The organism is Flagellimonas spongiicola (genome assembly GCF_023502425.1).
Classification (GTDB): domain Bacteria; phylum Bacteroidota; class Bacteroidia; order Flavobacteriales; family Flavobacteriaceae; genus Flagellimonas; species Flagellimonas spongiicola.
In genome coordinates, this window is the sequence record NZ_JAMFMA010000002.1 from 106,555 (window position 1) to 124,772 (window position 18,218).

Annotated in this window: 13 protein-coding genes; 5 read left to right on the plus strand and 8 right to left on the minus strand. The window is 39.5% G+C overall.

What is annotated here, in order from left to right; all coding sequences use genetic code 11:
• Nucleotides 1–6: 6 nt before the first annotated feature.
• The 6 genes from M3P19_RS06815 to M3P19_RS16945 all read right to left on the minus strand — a co-directional run bounded on the left by M3P19_RS06815 (nt 7) and on the right by M3P19_RS16945 (nt 9,832).
• The gene (locus M3P19_RS06815) at nt 7–1,284 is read right to left on the minus strand and encodes an MFS transporter (protein WP_249656905.1); all 1,278 of its coding nucleotides are present in this window, start codon (nt 1,282–1,284) and stop codon (nt 7–9) included.
• Nucleotides 1,285–1,504: 220 nt separating this feature from the next.
• Nucleotides 1,505–2,206 carry a FadR/GntR family transcriptional regulator gene (locus tag M3P19_RS06820; protein ID WP_249656906.1) on the minus strand — a complete coding sequence of 234 codons (702 nt, stop codon included), beginning with the start codon at nt 2,204–2,206 and terminating at the stop codon, nt 1,505–1,507.
• 237 nt (nt 2,207–2,443) lie between these two features.
• Nucleotides 2,444–3,760 (minus strand): RagB/SusD family nutrient uptake outer membrane protein, encoded by a 1,317-nt coding sequence (locus M3P19_RS06825; RefSeq protein ID WP_249656907.1) that lies wholly within the window; start codon nt 3,758–3,760, stop codon nt 2,444–2,446.
• Between the two features lie 11 nt (nt 3,761–3,771).
• Nucleotides 3,772–6,918, minus strand: a complete 3,147-nt coding sequence (locus M3P19_RS06830) for a SusC/RagA family TonB-linked outer membrane protein (protein WP_249656908.1) — start codon at nt 6,916–6,918, stop codon at nt 3,772–3,774.
• A gap of 446 nt (nt 6,919–7,364) precedes the next feature.
• Entirely contained in the window at nt 7,365–7,718 is a 354-nt protein-coding gene (locus tag M3P19_RS06835; protein WP_249656909.1) for a cupin domain-containing protein, read from the minus strand.
• A 47-nt stretch (nt 7,719–7,765) separates the two neighbouring features.
• A complete protein-coding gene (locus M3P19_RS16945; protein WP_313791616.1) occupies nt 7,766–9,832 on the minus strand; it encodes a polysaccharide lyase family 7 protein in 2,067 nt (688 codons plus the stop codon).
• Nucleotides 9,833–10,058: 226 nt separating this feature from the next.
• On the opposite strand from M3P19_RS16945, the gene M3P19_RS06850 reads away from it, so the two are divergent.
• Complete coding sequence (locus M3P19_RS06850; RefSeq protein WP_249656910.1) at nt 10,059–10,775, plus strand: ribonuclease activity regulator RraA; 717 nt, start codon at nt 10,059–10,061, stop codon at nt 10,773–10,775.
• 25 nt (nt 10,776–10,800) lie between these two features.
• Here the strand turns inward: M3P19_RS06850 and M3P19_RS06855 are convergent, their stop codons facing one another.
• Complete coding sequence (locus M3P19_RS06855; protein ID WP_249656911.1) at nt 10,801–11,409, minus strand: arylesterase; 609 nt, start codon at nt 11,407–11,409, stop codon at nt 10,801–10,803.
• A gap of 148 nt (nt 11,410–11,557) precedes the next feature.
• Between M3P19_RS06855 and M3P19_RS06860 the strand changes: the two genes are divergently transcribed.
• The gene (locus tag M3P19_RS06860; protein ID WP_249656912.1) at nt 11,558–12,247 is read left to right on the plus strand and encodes an ABC transporter ATP-binding protein; all 690 of its coding nucleotides are present in this window, start codon (nt 11,558–11,560) and stop codon (nt 12,245–12,247) included.
• 50 nt (nt 12,248–12,297) lie between these two features.
• On the plus strand, nt 12,298–14,799 hold the full coding sequence (locus tag M3P19_RS06865) for an ABC transporter permease (protein ID WP_249657824.1): 2,502 nt from the start codon (nt 12,298–12,300) through the stop codon (nt 14,797–14,799).
• Between the two features lie 32 nt (nt 14,800–14,831).
• On the opposite strand, the gene M3P19_RS06870 is transcribed toward M3P19_RS06865, so the two are convergent.
• Nucleotides 14,832–16,454, minus strand: a complete 1,623-nt coding sequence (locus M3P19_RS06870; RefSeq protein WP_249656913.1) for an AsmA family protein — start codon at nt 16,452–16,454, stop codon at nt 14,832–14,834.
• A 166-nt stretch (nt 16,455–16,620) separates the two neighbouring features.
• Between M3P19_RS06870 and M3P19_RS06875 the strand changes: the two genes are divergently transcribed.
• Both M3P19_RS06875 and M3P19_RS06880 read left to right on the plus strand, forming a co-directional pair.
• A complete protein-coding gene (locus M3P19_RS06875; protein ID WP_249656914.1) occupies nt 16,621–17,163 on the plus strand; it encodes a DinB family protein in 543 nt (180 codons plus the stop codon).
• Between the two features lie 152 nt (nt 17,164–17,315).
• Nucleotides 17,316–18,152: a dienelactone hydrolase family protein gene (locus M3P19_RS06880; protein ID WP_249656915.1), complete on the plus strand. Its 837-nt coding sequence runs from the start codon at nt 17,316–17,318 to the stop codon at nt 18,150–18,152.
• Nucleotides 18,153–18,218 lie beyond the last annotated feature (66 nt).

Below are 18,218 nucleotides of genomic sequence, written 5' to 3' on the forward strand. Positions count from 1 at the left end.
ATTTTATTAGGCCGTTTCAATTTCGACCGGTTTTATTTTTTTTATTAAGACATAAATCGATAATACTGCTAAGGGCGCCAACACAGCAATTACAATAAATGCTGGGGTATAGGAAACCGTAGTGATTTTTGGAATCAACCAGTTCATGATGATCACGGATATGGCCGCAATCGTACCAGCTAACCCAGCCAAGGTGCCTACGGAAGGACCTTTTAACAAATCACTGGATAGTGTCTGTATATTTCCAATTGCAAATTGAAATCCAAACAATACTATAGCAACGATGTAAATAAAAGTCATTGGGTTATTCCCTTTTACCAAGAAAATTATCCCCAATAAACCCAAGAATATTAACGTCCCACCAATTAAAATGGATAGCTTTCTCGAGTAATCGACAGAGTATTTTTCCATTAACTTTCCGCAGAACCATCCGCCTAGAATGCTACCTGCCATACCACCTAAATAAGAAATCCATATCGTGGATCCAATTTCTTCAATACTGAAACCAAACTTGGAATTTAGATAAAGTGGCATCCACCCTACAAAGAGCCACCAAATAGGTTCTATGAAGAATCTAGATACCAAAACCCCCCAAGACTCCTTAAAACTCAATATTTCCAATAGTGTCAAGCCTTTATCCTTTTTATCCTCGGCAACCGGTACAATCCGATCCGAAAGAATCAATTCTCTTTCATTTTCGGTAAGCCAAGGGTGATTTTCAGGCTTGGCCTTGTTGACAAACAGCCATGGAAAAATCCATACAAAACCCAACAATCCTAATATGATAAAGGTAGTGCGCCAACCAAATTGTGCATACAGAAATGCTATTAAGGCTGGTGCAATTACACTGCCCAAAGATGCCCCGGCATTGAAAATGCCTTGCGCAATAGCTCGTTCCTTAATAGGGAACCATTCACCATTACTTTTAACTGCACCGGGCCAATTTCCAGCCTCACCTAGTCCCAACATCGCCCTCACAAGCGATAATGACAGTAATCCCTTAGCAAATGCGTGGAAGATTGCCGCAGTGGACCACAATACAATTGAAAAAACAAACCCCAATCTTGTACCAATTTTATCATATAGTTTGCCGGACAAGAACTTGCCAAGGGCGTAGGTAATCATGAAAACATTAAGCATTACGGCATAGTCAGATTCGTCCATGCCGAGATCTTTTCCCATTTCTGGCCACATGACACCAAATGCTGTTCTGTCAATATAGTTGATTACCGTTGCTACGCAGATCAAGGCAATAACCCACCATCGTAAACCTTTTAATTTCATGCTTTTGTTTTTATAGGTTAGACATATGTTTCCTTTTTGGATATTGATTGATTCCCATCAAACCCATCTAAAAACATCCGTTAAAACTTAACCTTGGTCTAAGGTCTCTGTAGAATTATAAGACCCGATCCCGTGTTTTATTTTATAGTCTTCCCCCCAATTATTATTGATCTTATCAGAATAAAAGCGTGCATTCTTATTCTAATCTTTTGAACATTGTCTATGCGTTATAACAGTATTGATATAGTATTTTAAAATGGACCTTCATCTTCGCCTTGGCCTCTTGTGGATCCTGATTCTTTATTGCCGTGTAAATATCTTCGTGTTCTTGAATACCTAAAAAAGACTGATTGTTATCACAAACATGGTACTTTTCAAAATTGGTTATGATTTCAGGAGTAATAATTAGCATGAACGTATTCATTGTACTATTCTTACTTGCTTTGGCTATTGCCAAATGAAACAATAAGTCTTCTTCAACAGCTTCTTTGCCAGCAAGCACTTTCGAATTATATGCGTCAAGCGCTTCCCTAATTTTCTTTAAATCATCCTCCGTTCTTCTTAGTGCGGCTAGTCGGACGGTTTTTAATTCCAAAAGTATCCTTGTTTCCACCAGAGATTTAAAATCTGGATCTTCCAATCTTAGAATGTCATCAATCATACCACTCATTGCGATTTGCCCAATATCCGCAATGAAAGTTCCGCTCTGTGGTCTGGATTTCAATATCCCGAAAAATTCCAATTTCTGAATGGCTTCTCTAAGGTTACTTCTACTTACGCCAAATTTCTCTGAAAGCATACGCTCAGAAGGTAACTTATCCCCAGGCTCAAGATTTTTATAATTAATCAGTTCCCTTAATTTGGAAATAATCTCCTTTTGGATGCCTCTGTTTTCGCTTTTTGTAAGTATTTCAACCTTCATGTAAACTATTTCTTCAAAATTGGTTAACCAGATTGGTCTGTTAAATTTAGTCAATTTGCCGAAATCAGGAAAGTACTATTAACACTGATTCCAACACCTAATTGATTTTCAATTTTTGTAATAACTATTGGCCAAGAATCTTGGCCAATAGTCACCAAACTTAACTAACTCAATGTTCAACCTATAATTATTCTAATCGCATGCTCTTATTGGTTAAAGAGCAAGTTTCAATTTTATTTAATATCCGGGGTTTTGTGTTATTACTCCCCCACTGGCCAATACTTCTGAAACTGGAATCGGAAATAGGTAATAATTGCTATTGACCGCTTCTCCCATTTCGGCATCTACAGTACCGGTTCTCACCAAATCGAACCACCTTTGCCCTTCAAAGGCCAATTCCAATCTTCTTTCATCCTGTATAGCTTGCCTTACCAATGCTGTGGTGTTTATCACTGTATGATCAAGTGCTGGCACACCAGCTCTTGCCCTTAAGGGATCCAAAATATCCAATACATTTTCTGCTGAGCCACCATTTTCATTCAATGCTTCGGCATACAACAAAATAACATCTGCCAATCTTAACTCAATCCAATCATGATCAGGTCCCCCGGTCTGTGGAAATTTCGGGGATGCCATCAAAACTTCATCAATTGTCACAGCCCTTCTTAAATCTCCTGGACTGGCATCAAATGCCGCAATCAAATCCGAATCCAAAGGCATTAAAGACTTTGTATCCAATCCTCCTGACCAAGACCAGAATTCAGAGAACCCATATTCATCTACCACAGAGCTTGAAACTTGTGTTGCAAATATGATTTCGGGATTCAAATCAAAGTCAACCCCAAAGATTTCTGAAAAATTAGCCTGCAAACTAATCCCTGCTGCCGCAGCTCCATTTACAACTGCCGCTAATTGTGATTCTGCACTTGCAAAATCTCCCGTATATACATACACTTTGCCTAATATACCTTGGGCTGCAAGTCTAGATGCGCGACCATTATTTATCTGCGTATCCAAGGCCGCAATGGCGTCCGTTAGATCTGGTATAATGATATTGTCATAGATTTCTGAAACTGGTTGTCTGGCCAAAATGGATGTATCATCTGTGGCTGGTGCTGAAGAAAGGTTCACCGGTACATCACCAAAAACCATAACCAATTTAAAATAAGATAAAGCCCTTAAAAACTTCGCCTCACCTACATGAGTGGCATTGCTCGAATTCTCAATTACATTATTTGCACTTAAAATCGATTTATACAATGCCGTATAAAATGGACCAAAAAATTGATCCTCCATAGTTGTCAATTCATTGGTGAACCTATCGAAGGTTGGATAAGGTTCTTCCTCCATCAAAGCGTTATCAGCGCGGAAGTCACCCATAACCGCTAGTGGTGTCACGGAACCATGCTGATAGAAATATGCTGCATTTAAAACCCCTGTAAAATCCTCCAATGAGTCCGCACTGGCAATGTTTGGTGGAACTTGGTCCAAATCATTATCACATGCTGTCAGTAACAGCAATAATCCTAATGTTAATCTATATATGGTTTTCATTTTTTTGCTTATTAAAAATTAAGGTTTAACCCTATTGTGAAACTTCTCACGATTGGACTTGCTCCCACTTGCACACCATAGGTTGTTGGGCCTAGGTATCCAGTATTTGTAGTCTCAACACCTTCAGGATTGAAAGAGGTATAATCGTCACCCCATAAGTACAATAGGTTAGTAGCTGCAACATAGATTCTTGCGGAATTCACTCCTACTTTACTTACTAAATCTGAATCTATGGTATATCCCAAAGTAAGGTTGCGCAATGCAACGTAAGATGCATCCTGAATCATAGAATCTGTTTGATCCCTATTTCTAACATATGGTTGACCATTATTATCTGCCAAACCATTGTCATCAGAATCAAATGCATCAAGTAAAGACCTACCCCATTGGGAGCCGTAATACAAGGGATCTATGTTATACACATCCCCTCCTTGGGCACCTTGAAATTGAAACGCCATATCAAATGCCTTATACCTCATATTACTATTGAGTCCCCAATAAAAATCTGGAGTGTTCTGACCAATTTTCACTAGGTCGCCACCTTCCTCAACAGTTCGTGTTCTGTCAATAACTCCATCATTGTTTTGATCTACAGCATAGCTCCAACCACTTTCTTGATCAGGGAATTCTATAGGATTTGCGAGGTATTCCATTTCCACTTCTCCAGTGGTTTCAATTCCCCACATCTCACCAATTTCACCACCTACATAATTTCTAAAAACAGGACCTCTGCCGCTTTGGCCATAAATGGTCTGTGGTAATTCATCGAGCCCCCCTAAATCAGTGATTTCGGTATCTACGGTTGATAAATTGGCATTTACATCCCAAGAAAAATCTCCTTTTTGGAACAGGGATGCTGATAGTTCAAATTCTAAACCTGAACTTCTTACGTCACCAGAGTTAAGTCTGATGGATGTGGTACCTAAAACTTCTGATACACTTTGATTGATCAAAATATCTTCGATATCAGAAGTATAGTAATCCATACTCAGTCTCAAACGGTTATTCAGGAATCCTAAATCTACACCGTAGTTGGTCTCCGTATTTGTCTGCCATGTAAGGTTATCATTGGCAACATCCGAAGGAATCAGGAACCCATTGCCAAGTACCGTTGCCTGAGGATTCAATAGACTCAACGAATTATAGGCACCTAAATCTGAAGTAGTCCCTAAAGAACCGGTACTAAATCTTAGCTTCAATAAGCTCCAAGTCTCAGATTTCCAAAATGATTCGTTGTGAACGTTCCATCCCAAAGAAAGTGCTGGAAAAGTTTCATACTTGTTGTTTGCACCGAATCTGGAATCACCATCTCTTCTCACTGAAGCAGAGAATAAAAAGCGATTATCATAAGCGTAGTTTATCCTTCCAAATACACTTCGTCTTGCAATGGTTTCGTCCCGTTCAGTTACCGCGATATCCGCAGGGTCCAAAAGATTATAGTTAATAATATCCCCAAATGGAACATTAGTTCCCTGCAATGAAGTTCCTTTGGTATAGAAATTTTGAAATTCTAGACCAGCAACGGCCGAGATATCATGTTTCCCAATTACGTTGGAATAATTCAATGTAGTTTCGCTTAAAATCGATGAGCGTTTTACATCTGTTTGATCTAATGCCGTTTGATTACTTCTTGCTCTGGAATCGAACTCCAATCCTCTCCAGAAATAATCTTGCGTATCGCGCATATCTGCACCTAGTACAGTTTTTATATTAAGACCATCAATAATGGCGTACTGAAGATAGGTGGCAATATTTCCAAAATATGTTTTTTGATATCTATCAGTATTATCCAACTTCGTTGCTGGTCCCGCATCACCAGAACCTCCAATTCCGTTACCACTTCTACCGTAATGCCAATCCTGAGCAGTCATTCCTGGTTCCAAAGTGTAAATACTATTATTGAAAGGAGCGTCCGCCCCACCTCTATATCCTGAGTCAAATGAAGCAAGACCAAGCGTCTGAGCCTGCTGATCTAATTGTTGCACAAAAGCAATGGATGCCTCGGTATGATATATTGGGTGTACACTGTAGGCTCTTAACAAATCTCTCATATCATGACCTACAATTTCACGGTCTGAAATAAATCCATTGAAACTAACACCAGTTTTGAATTTTTCGCCCAATTTGGCATCAATATTCAATCTTGCATTCGCTCTTTCGAAACCTTGGTCGATAGCAATACCGTCAGTATTCAAATATCCAACAGAGGCAAAGTAGTTTACATTTTCACTGCCACCACTCATACTAAAATCATGACTGGTACTTGATCCATTTCTAAAAAACCAATCTTCTACTCCAACAACATCTGGGGAATCCCTAAATGCGTTAAGTCTATAATCAACAATTGCCGGGTCCAAATCAGATACGTTGAAAGTGCCGTCAGCAATATTTCTTTCCGCGATTGCGGCATAATCACCCGCAGTGGTTTTAATATTGTCTCTAAGATATCTACTGGATGTACTCGTGTAGGTATTGTAACTGAAGCTTGCCTTTCCAGACCTCCCCTTTTTTGTAGTTACCAGAATCACACCATTTGCCCCCCTGGAACCATAGATTGCCGCAGATGCAGCGTCTTTTAATACTTCTAAACTGGAAATATCATTTGGATTAACAGTCGCCAAACTACCAGAAATAGGATATCCATCAACTACAATCAATGGGTTTGAATTTCCATTTATTGAAGAGGCTGCCCTTATCTGAATTTTGGGATCTGCTCCTGGAGCCCCATCTTGATTCTGAATCAAAACACCTGAGAGTTTACCTCCCAATGCTTCGTCCACCCGTTGTGCTTGAATAGCGGCAATATCTCCACCTTCAACCTTGGCAACTGCGCCAGTTAACGATGATTTTTTCCTGGTTCCGTAACCAATTACCACCACCTCATCCAATTGGCTTGTATCTTCTAATAAAACCACATTGATGGTAGTCTGATTTGTAATTACGATACTTTGGGTTTCAAATCCTATATAGGAAAACTGCAAGGTCTCCCCAGATGCAACCGATATGGAATAATTACCATCAAAATCGGATTGTACCCCTCTTGTTGTTCCTAAAACAACAATGTTAGCTCCAATTACAGGAACATCACTTGCATCAGCGACCTTACCGGTCACTGTCAAATCTTGTGCGAATGATTGCAGCCCTATTAATAAGGACATTATCATTACTAATTTTAATTTAAAATTCATCTGTTTAGTTAGTTTCAATAATTCGTCTTACTTAGTTAATTCCATTCACTTGTAAAAAGTGATCAAAGTCCTGGTCATTTGCCAACACGAACCAGTACTAAAATCAAATGAATTTTGTTTAGTTTTGTGTTGACAAGTAACAGTAATGTGTATTTGTTTTAATGTTACTTCCCTCCTAAGAAGTAATGTTCATAAAAGGATAGGCGTGCACCTATCCTTTTTTTTATGCGTTAGGTTTTTTTCATATCATGTTGTTTTATTGGTATTCCAAACTGGTCAACCAATTTGGTTTACCAAATATATGTTATTGATAGGTTAAAAAAAAATACCTAAACCAATTAGTATGTTAAATTTTTAACTATTTGAAGATTTATGCGTCAATGAACTTGCTTTCTGGCAAAAATCACTTAGACTTTTTATTGATCTTGCATAAAGTCTTCTCGGATGGGACTAAAAACATCTATTAACACTCCGGCTTCTGTGCAAATTGCCCCGTGCATGGCATGTGGTGGTATGTAGAATGAGTCTCCCCCTTTTAAGGTTTTCGTTTGGCCATTGATAGTAACGTCAAAACTGCCACTCTCCACATAGGTGACTTGAGAGTGATAGTGTTCATGCATTTGCCCAACAGCACCAATTTCAAAATGGACCTTAACCAACATTATTTTGTCATCAAACCCCATGATTTTTCTTTTCAACCCATCACCCACCACTTCCCAATCCAGGTCTTCTCCATTAATAAATTCCTTACTTGTTCCAAATGTTTTCATATTGATTAGATTCTGTACTATTATCAGTTTTATTTTGTCATTTGCTATTATTCATCGGTTCCTTGTTGTGGTTTACCCGGGCCTACAGTAGCATCCCTAAACCAAACTTCTGTATAACAACCATTCTCGTATTGTCTGGCAATATCTCCTCCGTAGGTTTCCGCACCTGCAAACCAAACTAGGTTATCATCAGGACTTTTCCCATTGGTTTGATTGTATGCACCTTGCTTAAAGTACCCTAACTCGCCTTTATAGGCAGAAGATCTTTCTGTACCGTCTTGACCTATTGGTACAAATAATTTCTCGACTTGAGCTGGTAAATCCGCGTGAGTCACATATTCCGATTGGATTAAGTTTTTTGCAAACTTTTTGGTTTCGTGTCCTTCACTGGTAAACGTTAAATACATAATCCCTTCATAAACATTTACCTCATAACTAAATTCTTCCCCTAATTCGATACCATATTTGGGTTCGGCAGGATAGCCATCTTTAGTCTTTCCAATCACTGACATATCATATCCCCACACTGGTGTTGAATAATCCCATCGCTTAGAATTATCACCTTCAGTATTGATTTCATAATTCCAGAAAACGGAGCCTTTATCGTGTCCAGGAAACTTCTTGTAGAATATTTTAAGTGGTTCATTTTCATGCCCCTCACCACTATGAATCTGACCAACTACAGTTGCATATGACGCAGCGACCCTAGCATCACCTGATGTGGATACTTGCATAACCTTGCAAGTACCTGTTAAATTACCACCTTCTTCTGGTGTCCATTCCCTTTTTTCATGCAATTCGGTTCTTGTATTGCTTGAGTTTTTTGAGGTTACACCAGAATTAGGTGTTTTATAGACCACCCATCGTCTTGTACCATCAATAACGGTATAGAAGAAATCTTTGTGTTTAAAATCTATTAGTTCTTCAACATGGGTACCATCACCCATCAATATTTTGAACTTGTCCATGAAAGGAATCACTTCGCTAGGGTAAACCGTTTTTGAACTAAGGCCATCATTAGCTTCAAAATAGCCCGCATTGGAAACTGCATCTTTACTTATTTGGATGGCTGCAGATTTAAACCACACCTCTGCGTAATTCCCATCAAAATATTGCTTTTGAATATCTCCTTGATGGGTCTCCGCTCCTGAACACCATACTTTATTAACCTTTGGATCTTTCCCATTTGTTTGATTGTAGCAACCAAGTTTAAAAAACAGTCCCTCACCTTCATAGGCATTCTCACGTTCCACGCCATCTTGCCCAATTGGCACAAACAATTCCTGTACTTGTCTGGGTATTGCCGCCCGATCTTTGTATTCTGAGTTTACAAGATTTTTTGTGAAGGTCTTGGTTTCATGCCCTTCACTTTTAAAAGTTAGGTACATAACACCGTTCCGGACTATTACTTCATAACTGAACGCCTCACCAAGTTCTATTCCATCTGAAGGTTCTGGTGGATAGGTATTTGACGAGGATCCAACTACCGAAAAATCATAGCCCCATATTGGATATGAGTAATCCCAGCGTTTAGAATTATCATTCCCGTCAGTGTTAATTTCATAGTTCCAAAAAACGGAGCCTTTGGTATGACCGGGGAATTTCTTGTAAAATATTTTTAAAGGTTCATTTTCATGTCCATCTGCACTATGAATTTGACCCACCACTACTGAATATGTAGCAGCAACACTTGCGTCTCCAGTTTTAGACACATTCATTACCTTCAAGGTTGCGTTCATCTGCGCATCCTCCGTATTTGGCATCCATTTTTTCAATTGTGCCAACTCAGTTCTAGTATTATTGGATGTACCATGGGTATTTCCAGCATTTGGTGACTTAAATACCACCCAATCTTCACTATTATCATTTGCAGTGTAAAAGAAATCTTCATTTTTATAGGTGCTTGCTTGACCTACATTTGAACCATCTCCAAGTATGAGGTTCCAATGCTCGAAAAAAGGAATCACGTCATTTGCTGAAACTCCGGTCGCAACATTTTTAGTATCTCCATACTGCTCTTGCTTTTTTTGATTTAAGCAAGAATTAAACACCAGCAGGATTCCAAGTATCATTATGCTATTCTTGATATTCAAGTTGTGGATATAATATTTCATAAAGTTTAACTATTAGAACCTGTTAGTTATGGTATGGACTTTTTAAACTATTCACTCTATTCGTTTTAAGAGTGGTGCACCAACCCAGTATTCCTCTTTCGACGTATTTTGTAGTCATCATTTAAAATTGGTTTACCAGTTTGGTTAACCAAATATATGTATATTTGTGAAACATCCAAAATTTTAACAAAAAAACCATCCAATCAGCCACTTAAAACTTCCTAGAATGAAAGAATCAACAGAAATAGAGGTCTTATTGAAGAATACAAACACGGCCTCAATTGCAACTTGTTTGTTTAAACTTGGACTGAAGCATCAATTTATTCAAAATGTTCGCCCAATAAACTACAAAGGCACACCAATGGTTGGTCGTGCTTATACACTTAGGTACATTCCAGCACGCGAAGATTTAAATCCAATAGAAGTTTTTAAAGACCCCAAACACCTGCAACGATTGGCAATAGAACAATGTCCCAAAGGCCATGTACTGGTAATAGATAGTAGAAGGGATGCCAGGGCAGCTTCAGCTGGCTCAATTCTTGTTACTCGTTTACTACAAAGAGGTGTCGAAGGTATAGTTACAGATGGGGGGTTTCGAGATACACAAGAAATAGGCAACTTGGATATTCACGCATTTCATACTAGACCATCCGCACCAACTAATTTAACATTGCATCACGCCATCGCTTTGAACGAACCCATAGCATGTGGAGAGGTTGCCGTTTTTCCAGGTGATTATATTGTTGGGGATTTAGATGGTGTCATGGTTATCCCATCAAATTTGGCTAATCGCGTAGCCCAAGAATGCAAACAAATGGCTATTTACGAAGAATTTGTAGTAAAAGAATTAAAAAAGGGGAGCAAAGTACAAGGACTTTATCCTCTGACCGATAATGAATTAATCCAAACTTTTGAGAAATGGAAAAGCGAATTACCTAAATAGGAATTATCCAGTGTAGTTCAACTACCTACTCAAGCATCGTATTTAAAACAGACCATACATTCTCTCTTACAATTTGATGACCCTTGGAAGTAGGGTGAATACCATCTTCTAAGTTCAGTTCTGGAATTCCAGCAACTCCCTCCAATAAAAAAGGAATCAACGCAATTTGGTTTTCCTCTGCTAATTCCGGAAAAATTTTGCGAAACTCGGTGGTATATTCCGGCCCCATATTGGGTGGTATTTGCATCCCGGCCAATACAATTTTCGTAGCACTGTTCTTATCCTTGACCACATCAATAATAGCTTGTAGATTTTTACGGGTTTCCACTAAAGGAATTCCTCGAAGTCCATCGTTGGCGCCCAATTCCAGTACAAACACATCTACTTTTTGACTCAATACCCAACTCAAACGGTTACGCCCTCCAGCTGTGGTCTCCCCACTGAGCCCAGAATTGATTACGGTATAATCAAGTCCCAGTGAGTCCAACCTATTTTGAATAAGTGCTGGAAAAGCTTCTTCAAGCTCTAAACCATACCCCGCCGTCAAACTATCGCCAAAAAACAAAATAACCTTTTCGGCAACTTCTTCGGTATCCACTATTTCCTCGGTTACAGTTGCCTCTGATGCCGGCATAGTCGATTTTGGAGTATCCCGACAGGAAATCAGGAAGCAAAAAATAAAAAAATAACGAAACTTTAAGAGGTATTGCATATGATAAAGGTCTTGAAATAAAATCATTTACCTAATTTCCCAACTTAAGTATAAAGGAAGTGTTAGTACTATGTCAAAGATATTAAACGTAGCGCATCTTGGGAAGACGTACACGAGTGGTTCAAAACAATTAACAGTCTTGGATGATGTCAGTTTTAGCATTGATTCGGGTGAGACCTTTGCAATAATTGGACCTTCGGGTAGTGGAAAAACCACCTTATTGGGTCTTTGTGCCGGTTTAGACCATCCTGATGCAGGAACAGTGGAGTTGTCAGGGGTAAATATGGGAAGTTTGAATGAAGATGAACGTGCCCGATTGCGCAACGAAAAAGTGGGCTTTATTTTTCAAAATTTTCAGTTGCTCCCTACCCTTACAGCCCTTGAAAATGTAGTAGTACCATTAGAGCTTCAAGGAGCGAAAAATCCGACCAAAATTGGCAAGGAACTATTAGGTAAAGTTGGATTGACTGACCGAATGCATCATTATCCTTCACAGCTATCTGGTGGTGAACAACAACGTGTCGCCCTGGCACGAGCATTTTCCAACAACCCTGCTATATTGTTTGCCGATGAACCAACTGGAAATCTTGACCAAGACACTGGTGACCGAATCGTTCAGTTGTTATTTGAACTCAACCAAGAGGCCGGAACAACTTTGGTAATAGTGTCCCATGATCTGGAATTGGCACAAAAATGCAACTATCAATTGCGTTTACGCGGAGGAAAAGTAATATCGAACGAAATTTTGATTGAGAATTGAAGCATTCTGTTGACAAACAATCCGGTGCAGGTTGGAAATGGTTGGCTAAAATGGCTTGGCGGGATAGTAAAGCCAGTGGAGGACGTCTACTGTTATTCACGGCCTCCATCATTTTAGGCATTGCTGCGGTAGTATCCATCCAATCTTTCAGTGAAAATCTGGAAGAAAACATTGCCTTGCAATCCAAAACCTTGATGGGAGCCGATTTCGTTATTGACAGTAACCAACCCCCCAATGAAAAGGTCAAGGCAATTATTGATTCTTTAGGGGGTGCTGATGGGCGTTCAGTTGGATTTCCTTCTATGGCTGTTTTCCCAAAAAATGGAGATGCCAAATTAGTGGGCGTAAGGGGCATTGAAGGGGAATACCCATTTTATGGCGAACTGGAAACCAAGCCTACTGATGCTGCTCAGAATTATCAAAAATCCGGCAGCGCATTGGTGGACGCCACGCTTATGCTACAATACGGTTTGAGCGTTGGTGACTCAATAAAGCTTGGAAATTCCATGTTTCCCATTCAAGGTACATTGATTTCAGCCCCAGGAACTTCTGGAATAGGAGCATCCATAGCACCACCAGTTATTATCCCATATGAAGCTGTAGAAGGCACCGGATTGATTCAAATGGGTAGTCGAGTAGGTTACGATTTCTACTTTGTGGCAGAACCAGAACAAGATTTACAGGAGCTTGAGGATATTGTAGACCCCCAATTAGATGTTGAAAATGCGGATTTGGATACACATATGAGTACTGCTGCCCAACTCGGTCGAAGCTATGATAATTTCGGTAAGTTTTTAAATCTAATGGCATTTATTGCCCTCTTGTTAGGTTGCGTAGGTGTGGCCAGTTCGGTACACATCCATATTAGGGAAAAACTGCGTTCAGTGGCGGTATTGAAATGCATTGGTGCAACACGCAAACAAACCTTCTTGATTTATCTGCTACAAGTCGCTGGAATGGGCTTGGTTGGCGGTGTACTTGGGATATTTGGAGGTTTAATCCTTCAGCAATCCTTTCCTTTATTGCTACAGGGCTTTTTGCCTTTTGAAGTCGAAATATCACTAGTTCCCCAAGCCTTGTTTTCCGGCTTAATTTTAGGTATAATGTTGGCCGTATTATTTGCATTGATGCCGCTTTTGAATACCTGGTTTGTTTCACCATTACAGGTACTTAGGGTTGACAATACCAAAAACCCCAAATCGCGAAAATTACAGTTGTGGGTAGTCCTTGCAATCATCGTATTTGTATTTGCCTTCTCGTTTTGGTTGTTGGGGAATGTTAAGTATGCATTGTATTTTGTCCTTGGCATCATTGTCGTCTTTGCGCTTCTAGGAGGGGTTGCCACGCTTTTTATGCGGGCAATTAAGAGATTTTTCCCCACTTCCTGGGGATTTACATCAAGACAGAGCCTATTGAATCTATATCGTCCAAACAATCAAACTTCGGTGTTGATTTTGGCTATTGGTGTAGGTACTTTTCTTATTAGCACCCTATATTTCACTAAAGACATTCTTTTATCCCAGGTTTCACTGGATACTTCAGAAAACACCCCAAACCTTGTTTTGATGGACGTACAGTCCGAAGAAAAACTTGAGGCTGCCACAAGTATAGAAGCATCAGGCCTGAAAGTATTGAACAACATTCCTATAATCACGATGCGGATGCATCAAATAAAGGACCGTCCGGTACGTGAGCTAATTTTGGATACAACAGCATTACAAAATCGATGGGTATTATTTCATGAGTTTCGTGTGACGTATAGAGATACGTTGATTGCATCCGAACAGACAGTGGAAGGAACTTGGCCACTTGAACGAAAAGACAATGGGCTTATCCCGATTTCGTTGTCTGAAAATGTTGCCGCCGATGCAAAAGTCAAATTGGGTGACACTCTAGTTTTTAATGTTCAGGGTGTATTGATGGAAACTCAAGTCGCACATCTTCGTTCGTTGGATTGGGCCCGAATGCAAATCAATTTCAACATCCTTTTCCCCTCTGGGATTTTAGAGGAGGCGCCGCAATTTCACGTATTGACTACGAATGCGCCGGATGCGAACAAATCTGCTTCTTTACAACGGGAGCTTGTCCGCAAATTCCCATCCGTCTCCATAATTGATTTACGCCAATTGTTTACCGTAATAGAAGGAATCCTAAGCAAGATTGCATGGGTCATCAACTTTATGGCATTTTTTAGTATCCTCACGGGAGTCATTGTCCTAATTGGATCTGTACGGAATAGCAAGTATCAAAGAATAAAAGAAAATGTGTTGTTGCGAACTTTAGGTGCCAAAAGCAAGCAAATTTTGCGAATAACAGCCTTGGAGTATTTCTATTTGGGCCTTTTAGGTGGCGGAATCGGGATTGTACTTTCACTTTTGGGCAGTCTTTTATTGGCACAATTTGTCTTTGAAACCAGTTTTTCACCTTCAATCATTCCGTTTGTAGTAGTCCTTCCTAGCATCATACTCTTAGTACTGCTAATCGGCATGTTAAATAGTAAAAGTGTCCTTCAAAGTCCGCCATTGGAAGTACTGCGCAAGGAAGCAGGTTGATATGGGTTATTGGCGACGGGTCAATAGCGTTATCAACGATATGCTTTACGTTTCCCAAAAGGATAAACCGAATTAATAAGACCGGACTCTATAGTCTTGAACATATAATTGCCAAATCCTTTATAAGGAACACGTTGATATTCCATTTGGGCAATCTTAAGCTTCCCATGTTTCGGGTTTTCCTTGCGCACTGCGGTATTGGCCAACCAAGAAAACGTTTTGTTTTTACGTTGGTCCTTATGTCGTAAAACTGTGGTGGTCAAATTATCATAGACCATAACAAATTCCCCTGAAGTTTCATCGGCATTGCCGGTTCCATTAAAATTGATTCGTTGTACCCTTCCCGACTCAAATTTAATATTGGAAGTGGGCACCATAATGGGGTTGAAGGTTTCAAAATTGAAGGAATCGGTGGAACCCGTAAATTGAAACCTATCACTTTCCATAGGATCTGGAAAGTTAATTTTCATATTAACCAAAAAGTCATCGAACATTCTTCCTGTAATATCCACCTTCATAGCATTCTCCTTTTTACTATCATTATTCCATCCCAGATTATCAACTACAAGTTCAATTTGATCTATAGGAAGATGCATTTCTTTTGCATTATGGTATTCTTTGTAGCCCAGAACGGCGTCATGCATCAAAAGCTTTTCCAGACGTACTTTTGGTCTTGTATTTCGCAGTAGATGATGGGGCAGTGCAATGGTTTTATTCGTGTTCCATGGTTTGGCTGTATTCTTTACAATGGTAAAAACAGCCTCATCAATTACCAAACTATCTGCAAGGATGTTCTTGGATTCCAATAAGCTTTTCGTTTGAATCCCATAGAAATTCATCTCAGGAATTTGAACTGAATTAACAGGTGTATTGAATTGCTGCCGCTCTGTCTTTTTTCTTAACAAATCAGGGTTTCCAATTTGCAGCCCCTCTAAACTAGCACTCCCTTGTTCACAATTGAAATGGAATTTCGGGAGTTTCACTTCGGTGCCGCCAAGTGTTCCAAAAAGCTTGGTCGCGCTCAATCCTAGTTGAGAGGGATTCAATCGGAGCCGTTTTTTGTCAATCGGTTTTTCAAAATTTACATCGGTAATGGTAAGCGTCTCCCCTTTTAATGTTGAGAGCGAATCTTTGAGATTATCACTCAATTTTGTGATGTGGTAATCCGTAATCGAAATGCTCGCAATTTCCACTTTACTTAGTTGATTCTCTTTTTTACTTTTTCGAAGTACAGAACTATTGGGTTTAGGTTTTTTCATCTGACCTTTATGGTACGTCAATTCCAAGCCATTAATATCAATCTGTCCTATATTTAGTTGTTTACGAAAGAGTAAGGGAAATAAATCAAAATCAATCGCTTTAACGGAAGCTATTGCAATATGGGATTGAGAGATTTGTTTATCCTGAGGTAAAGAATCTGGCAAAATAAGTACATCCTTTAACTCAAAGGACTGTTTCACAATGGAAATATCCAATCCTCCATGCGTGACTTTGAAGGCTGACGAATCACTTATCATCACGACCTTATCTTCAAAAGTTTCCCGCAGTAGGCGTTCGGTCTGGCGAAGGATAAAATAACCAACTAAGACAACACTGGCACAACACAGAAGGAGGACTATGGATTTACTTTTTAGATGCTTCATATTCAAAGCCATAAGTGATGAGTTCTAATTCGTTGTCTTATTTCCATTGAATTAGTTTCTCCTAAATTAACGAATAATCAGCATCGTTGTCCAATTCAAGTACTAGTACCAAATTCAGACCTAGATTCTTTACGATCTTGCTGTTTTTACTGTTTATTTACCCTTAAAGTGAGAGCATATGAAACTTAAGCTATTATTCGTTACCATTTTTTTTACCAACTTTTTGGCAACCACAGTTACCGCACAGCAAATTGATTTTATCACCGAGTACTTAGATCGTTTTGAAAACTCCAGAGAATACCTTTTGAAAGTAGCCCGGTTAATGCCTGAAGATAAATATGATTATAAGGCCTCAAACGAATCTTTGACTTTCGCCGAAAACCTCATGCATATTGGCTATGCCATGGATTGGCACACACAATCACTGTTGGGAGAACGGGCATCCAGGGATTGGAACACGGACAAACGCTATAAGGTTGCGAATAAATCCAAGGAAGAAATAATTCGGACAATTAACAAGACGTTTCAAGAATCCATAGCCTTCATCAAACAATTCAACACGGATACGTTTAAAGTGGAGCTTGATTATTTTGGACTTACTCGAACCAAACGGCAGATATTCCTATTACTTGCCGACCATATCACACATCACAGAGGTCAACTACTGGTGTATCTTCGGTTAAATGATATTACACCACCCAGGTATGTACTTTATCAGTAATTTTTTGAATACGATTCCAAACTAGGGATTCCTACGTTTTGATTTTGCGACTACCTTAATGGTTTTGCTAAATCCCAATTAGCATTGAATCTTGGCTAGAACGAGAAATTTTAACAATTGACTATCTTTAAACAAAGCTAATAGTCAAGAAAATGAAAAAATACCTTACCCTCATGTTTGTTTTAGGTTTGATTGTATTTGCGTCTTGTAAATCCAAATCCGAGCAAACCCCAAAATCAAATGAAGTTTCAGAAGAACTTCCAGTTGAAATTAAAGGAGAAGAAGTGATTTACGCTTCTGATTCAACAAACCTTAAAGGTTACATTGCTTTTGATAGCAACGCCACAGAAAAACGCCCAGGTGTATTAATTGTACATGAATGGTGGGGCCACAACAACTATGTGCGCCAACGTGCCGATATGTTGGCAGAATTGGGATATACGGCATTGGCGGTTGACATGTATGGAGATGGTAAATTAGCAGAGCATCCTGAAGACGCCGGCAAATTTGCGATGAGCGTAATGTCCAACCTACCTGAAGCTACGGCCCGGTTTAATGCTGCAATGGCTTTATTAAAATCGCATGCATCCGTAGACGTAGAGAAAACAGCGGCGATCGGATACTGTTTTGGAGGCAGCGTAGTATTGACCATGGCCAATTCTGGCGCGGATTTGGATGCAGTAGCAGCTTTTCACAGCGGTGTGCAGTTACCAATAATGCCTAGCACCGACCTAAAAGCAAAGATTTTGGTCTGCAATGGAGCCGACGACCCTTTTATAAGTGCTGAATCCATAACGGCGTTTAAACATGCATTGGATTCTGTAAACGCAGACTACAAATACATTGCGTACCCAGGTGTATTGCACAGTTTCACCAGCAAGGAAGCAGATGCCAACGGTAAAAAGTTCGATTTACCGTTAGCTTATGATGCAGATGCAGATGCTAAGTCTTGGGCTAGTCTACAAGAACTATTTGAAGAAGCATTTTAAACATGCCTTGAATACATGAAATATATCGAGAACCTAAAGTTTGTAAAGGCAATTCATCGAACTTTA

Bases quoted from the DNA above. Each gene is read 5' to 3' on its own strand.
- M3P19_RS06815 (WP_249656905.1), bottom strand. From the start codon at position 1,284: ATGAAATTAAAAGGTTTACGATGGTGGGTTATTGCCTTGATCTGCGTA.
- M3P19_RS06820 (WP_249656906.1), bottom strand. From the start codon at position 2,206: ATGAAGGTTGAAATACTTACAAAAAGCGAAAACAGAGGCATCCAAAAG.
- M3P19_RS06825 (WP_249656907.1), bottom strand. From the start codon at position 3,760: ATGAAAACCATATATAGATTAACATTAGGATTATTGCTGTTACTGACA.
- M3P19_RS06830 (WP_249656908.1), bottom strand. From the start codon at position 6,918: ATGTCCTTATTAATAGGGCTGCAATCATTCGCACAAGATTTGACAGTG.
- M3P19_RS06835 (WP_249656909.1), bottom strand. From the start codon at position 7,718: ATGAAAACATTTGGAACAAGTAAGGAATTTATTAATGGAGAAGACCTG.
- M3P19_RS16945 (WP_313791616.1), bottom strand. From the start codon at position 9,832: ATGAAATATTATATCCACAACTTGAATATCAAGAATAGCATAATGATA.
- M3P19_RS06850 (WP_249656910.1), top strand. From the start codon at position 10,059: ATGAAAGAATCAACAGAAATAGAGGTCTTATTGAAGAATACAAACACG.
- M3P19_RS06855 (WP_249656911.1), bottom strand. From the start codon at position 11,409: ATGCCGGCATCAGAGGCAACTGTAACCGAGGAAATAGTGGATACCGAA.
- M3P19_RS06860 (WP_249656912.1), top strand. From the start codon at position 11,558: ATGTCAAAGATATTAAACGTAGCGCATCTTGGGAAGACGTACACGAGT.
- M3P19_RS06865 (WP_249657824.1), top strand. From the start codon at position 12,298: ATGGCTTGGCGGGATAGTAAAGCCAGTGGAGGACGTCTACTGTTATTC.
- M3P19_RS06870 (WP_249656913.1), bottom strand. From the start codon at position 16,454: ATGGCTTTGAATATGAAGCATCTAAAAAGTAAATCCATAGTCCTCCTT.
- M3P19_RS06875 (WP_249656914.1), top strand. From the start codon at position 16,621: ATGAAACTTAAGCTATTATTCGTTACCATTTTTTTTACCAACTTTTTG.
- M3P19_RS06880 (WP_249656915.1), top strand. From the start codon at position 17,316: ATGAAAAAATACCTTACCCTCATGTTTGTTTTAGGTTTGATTGTATTT.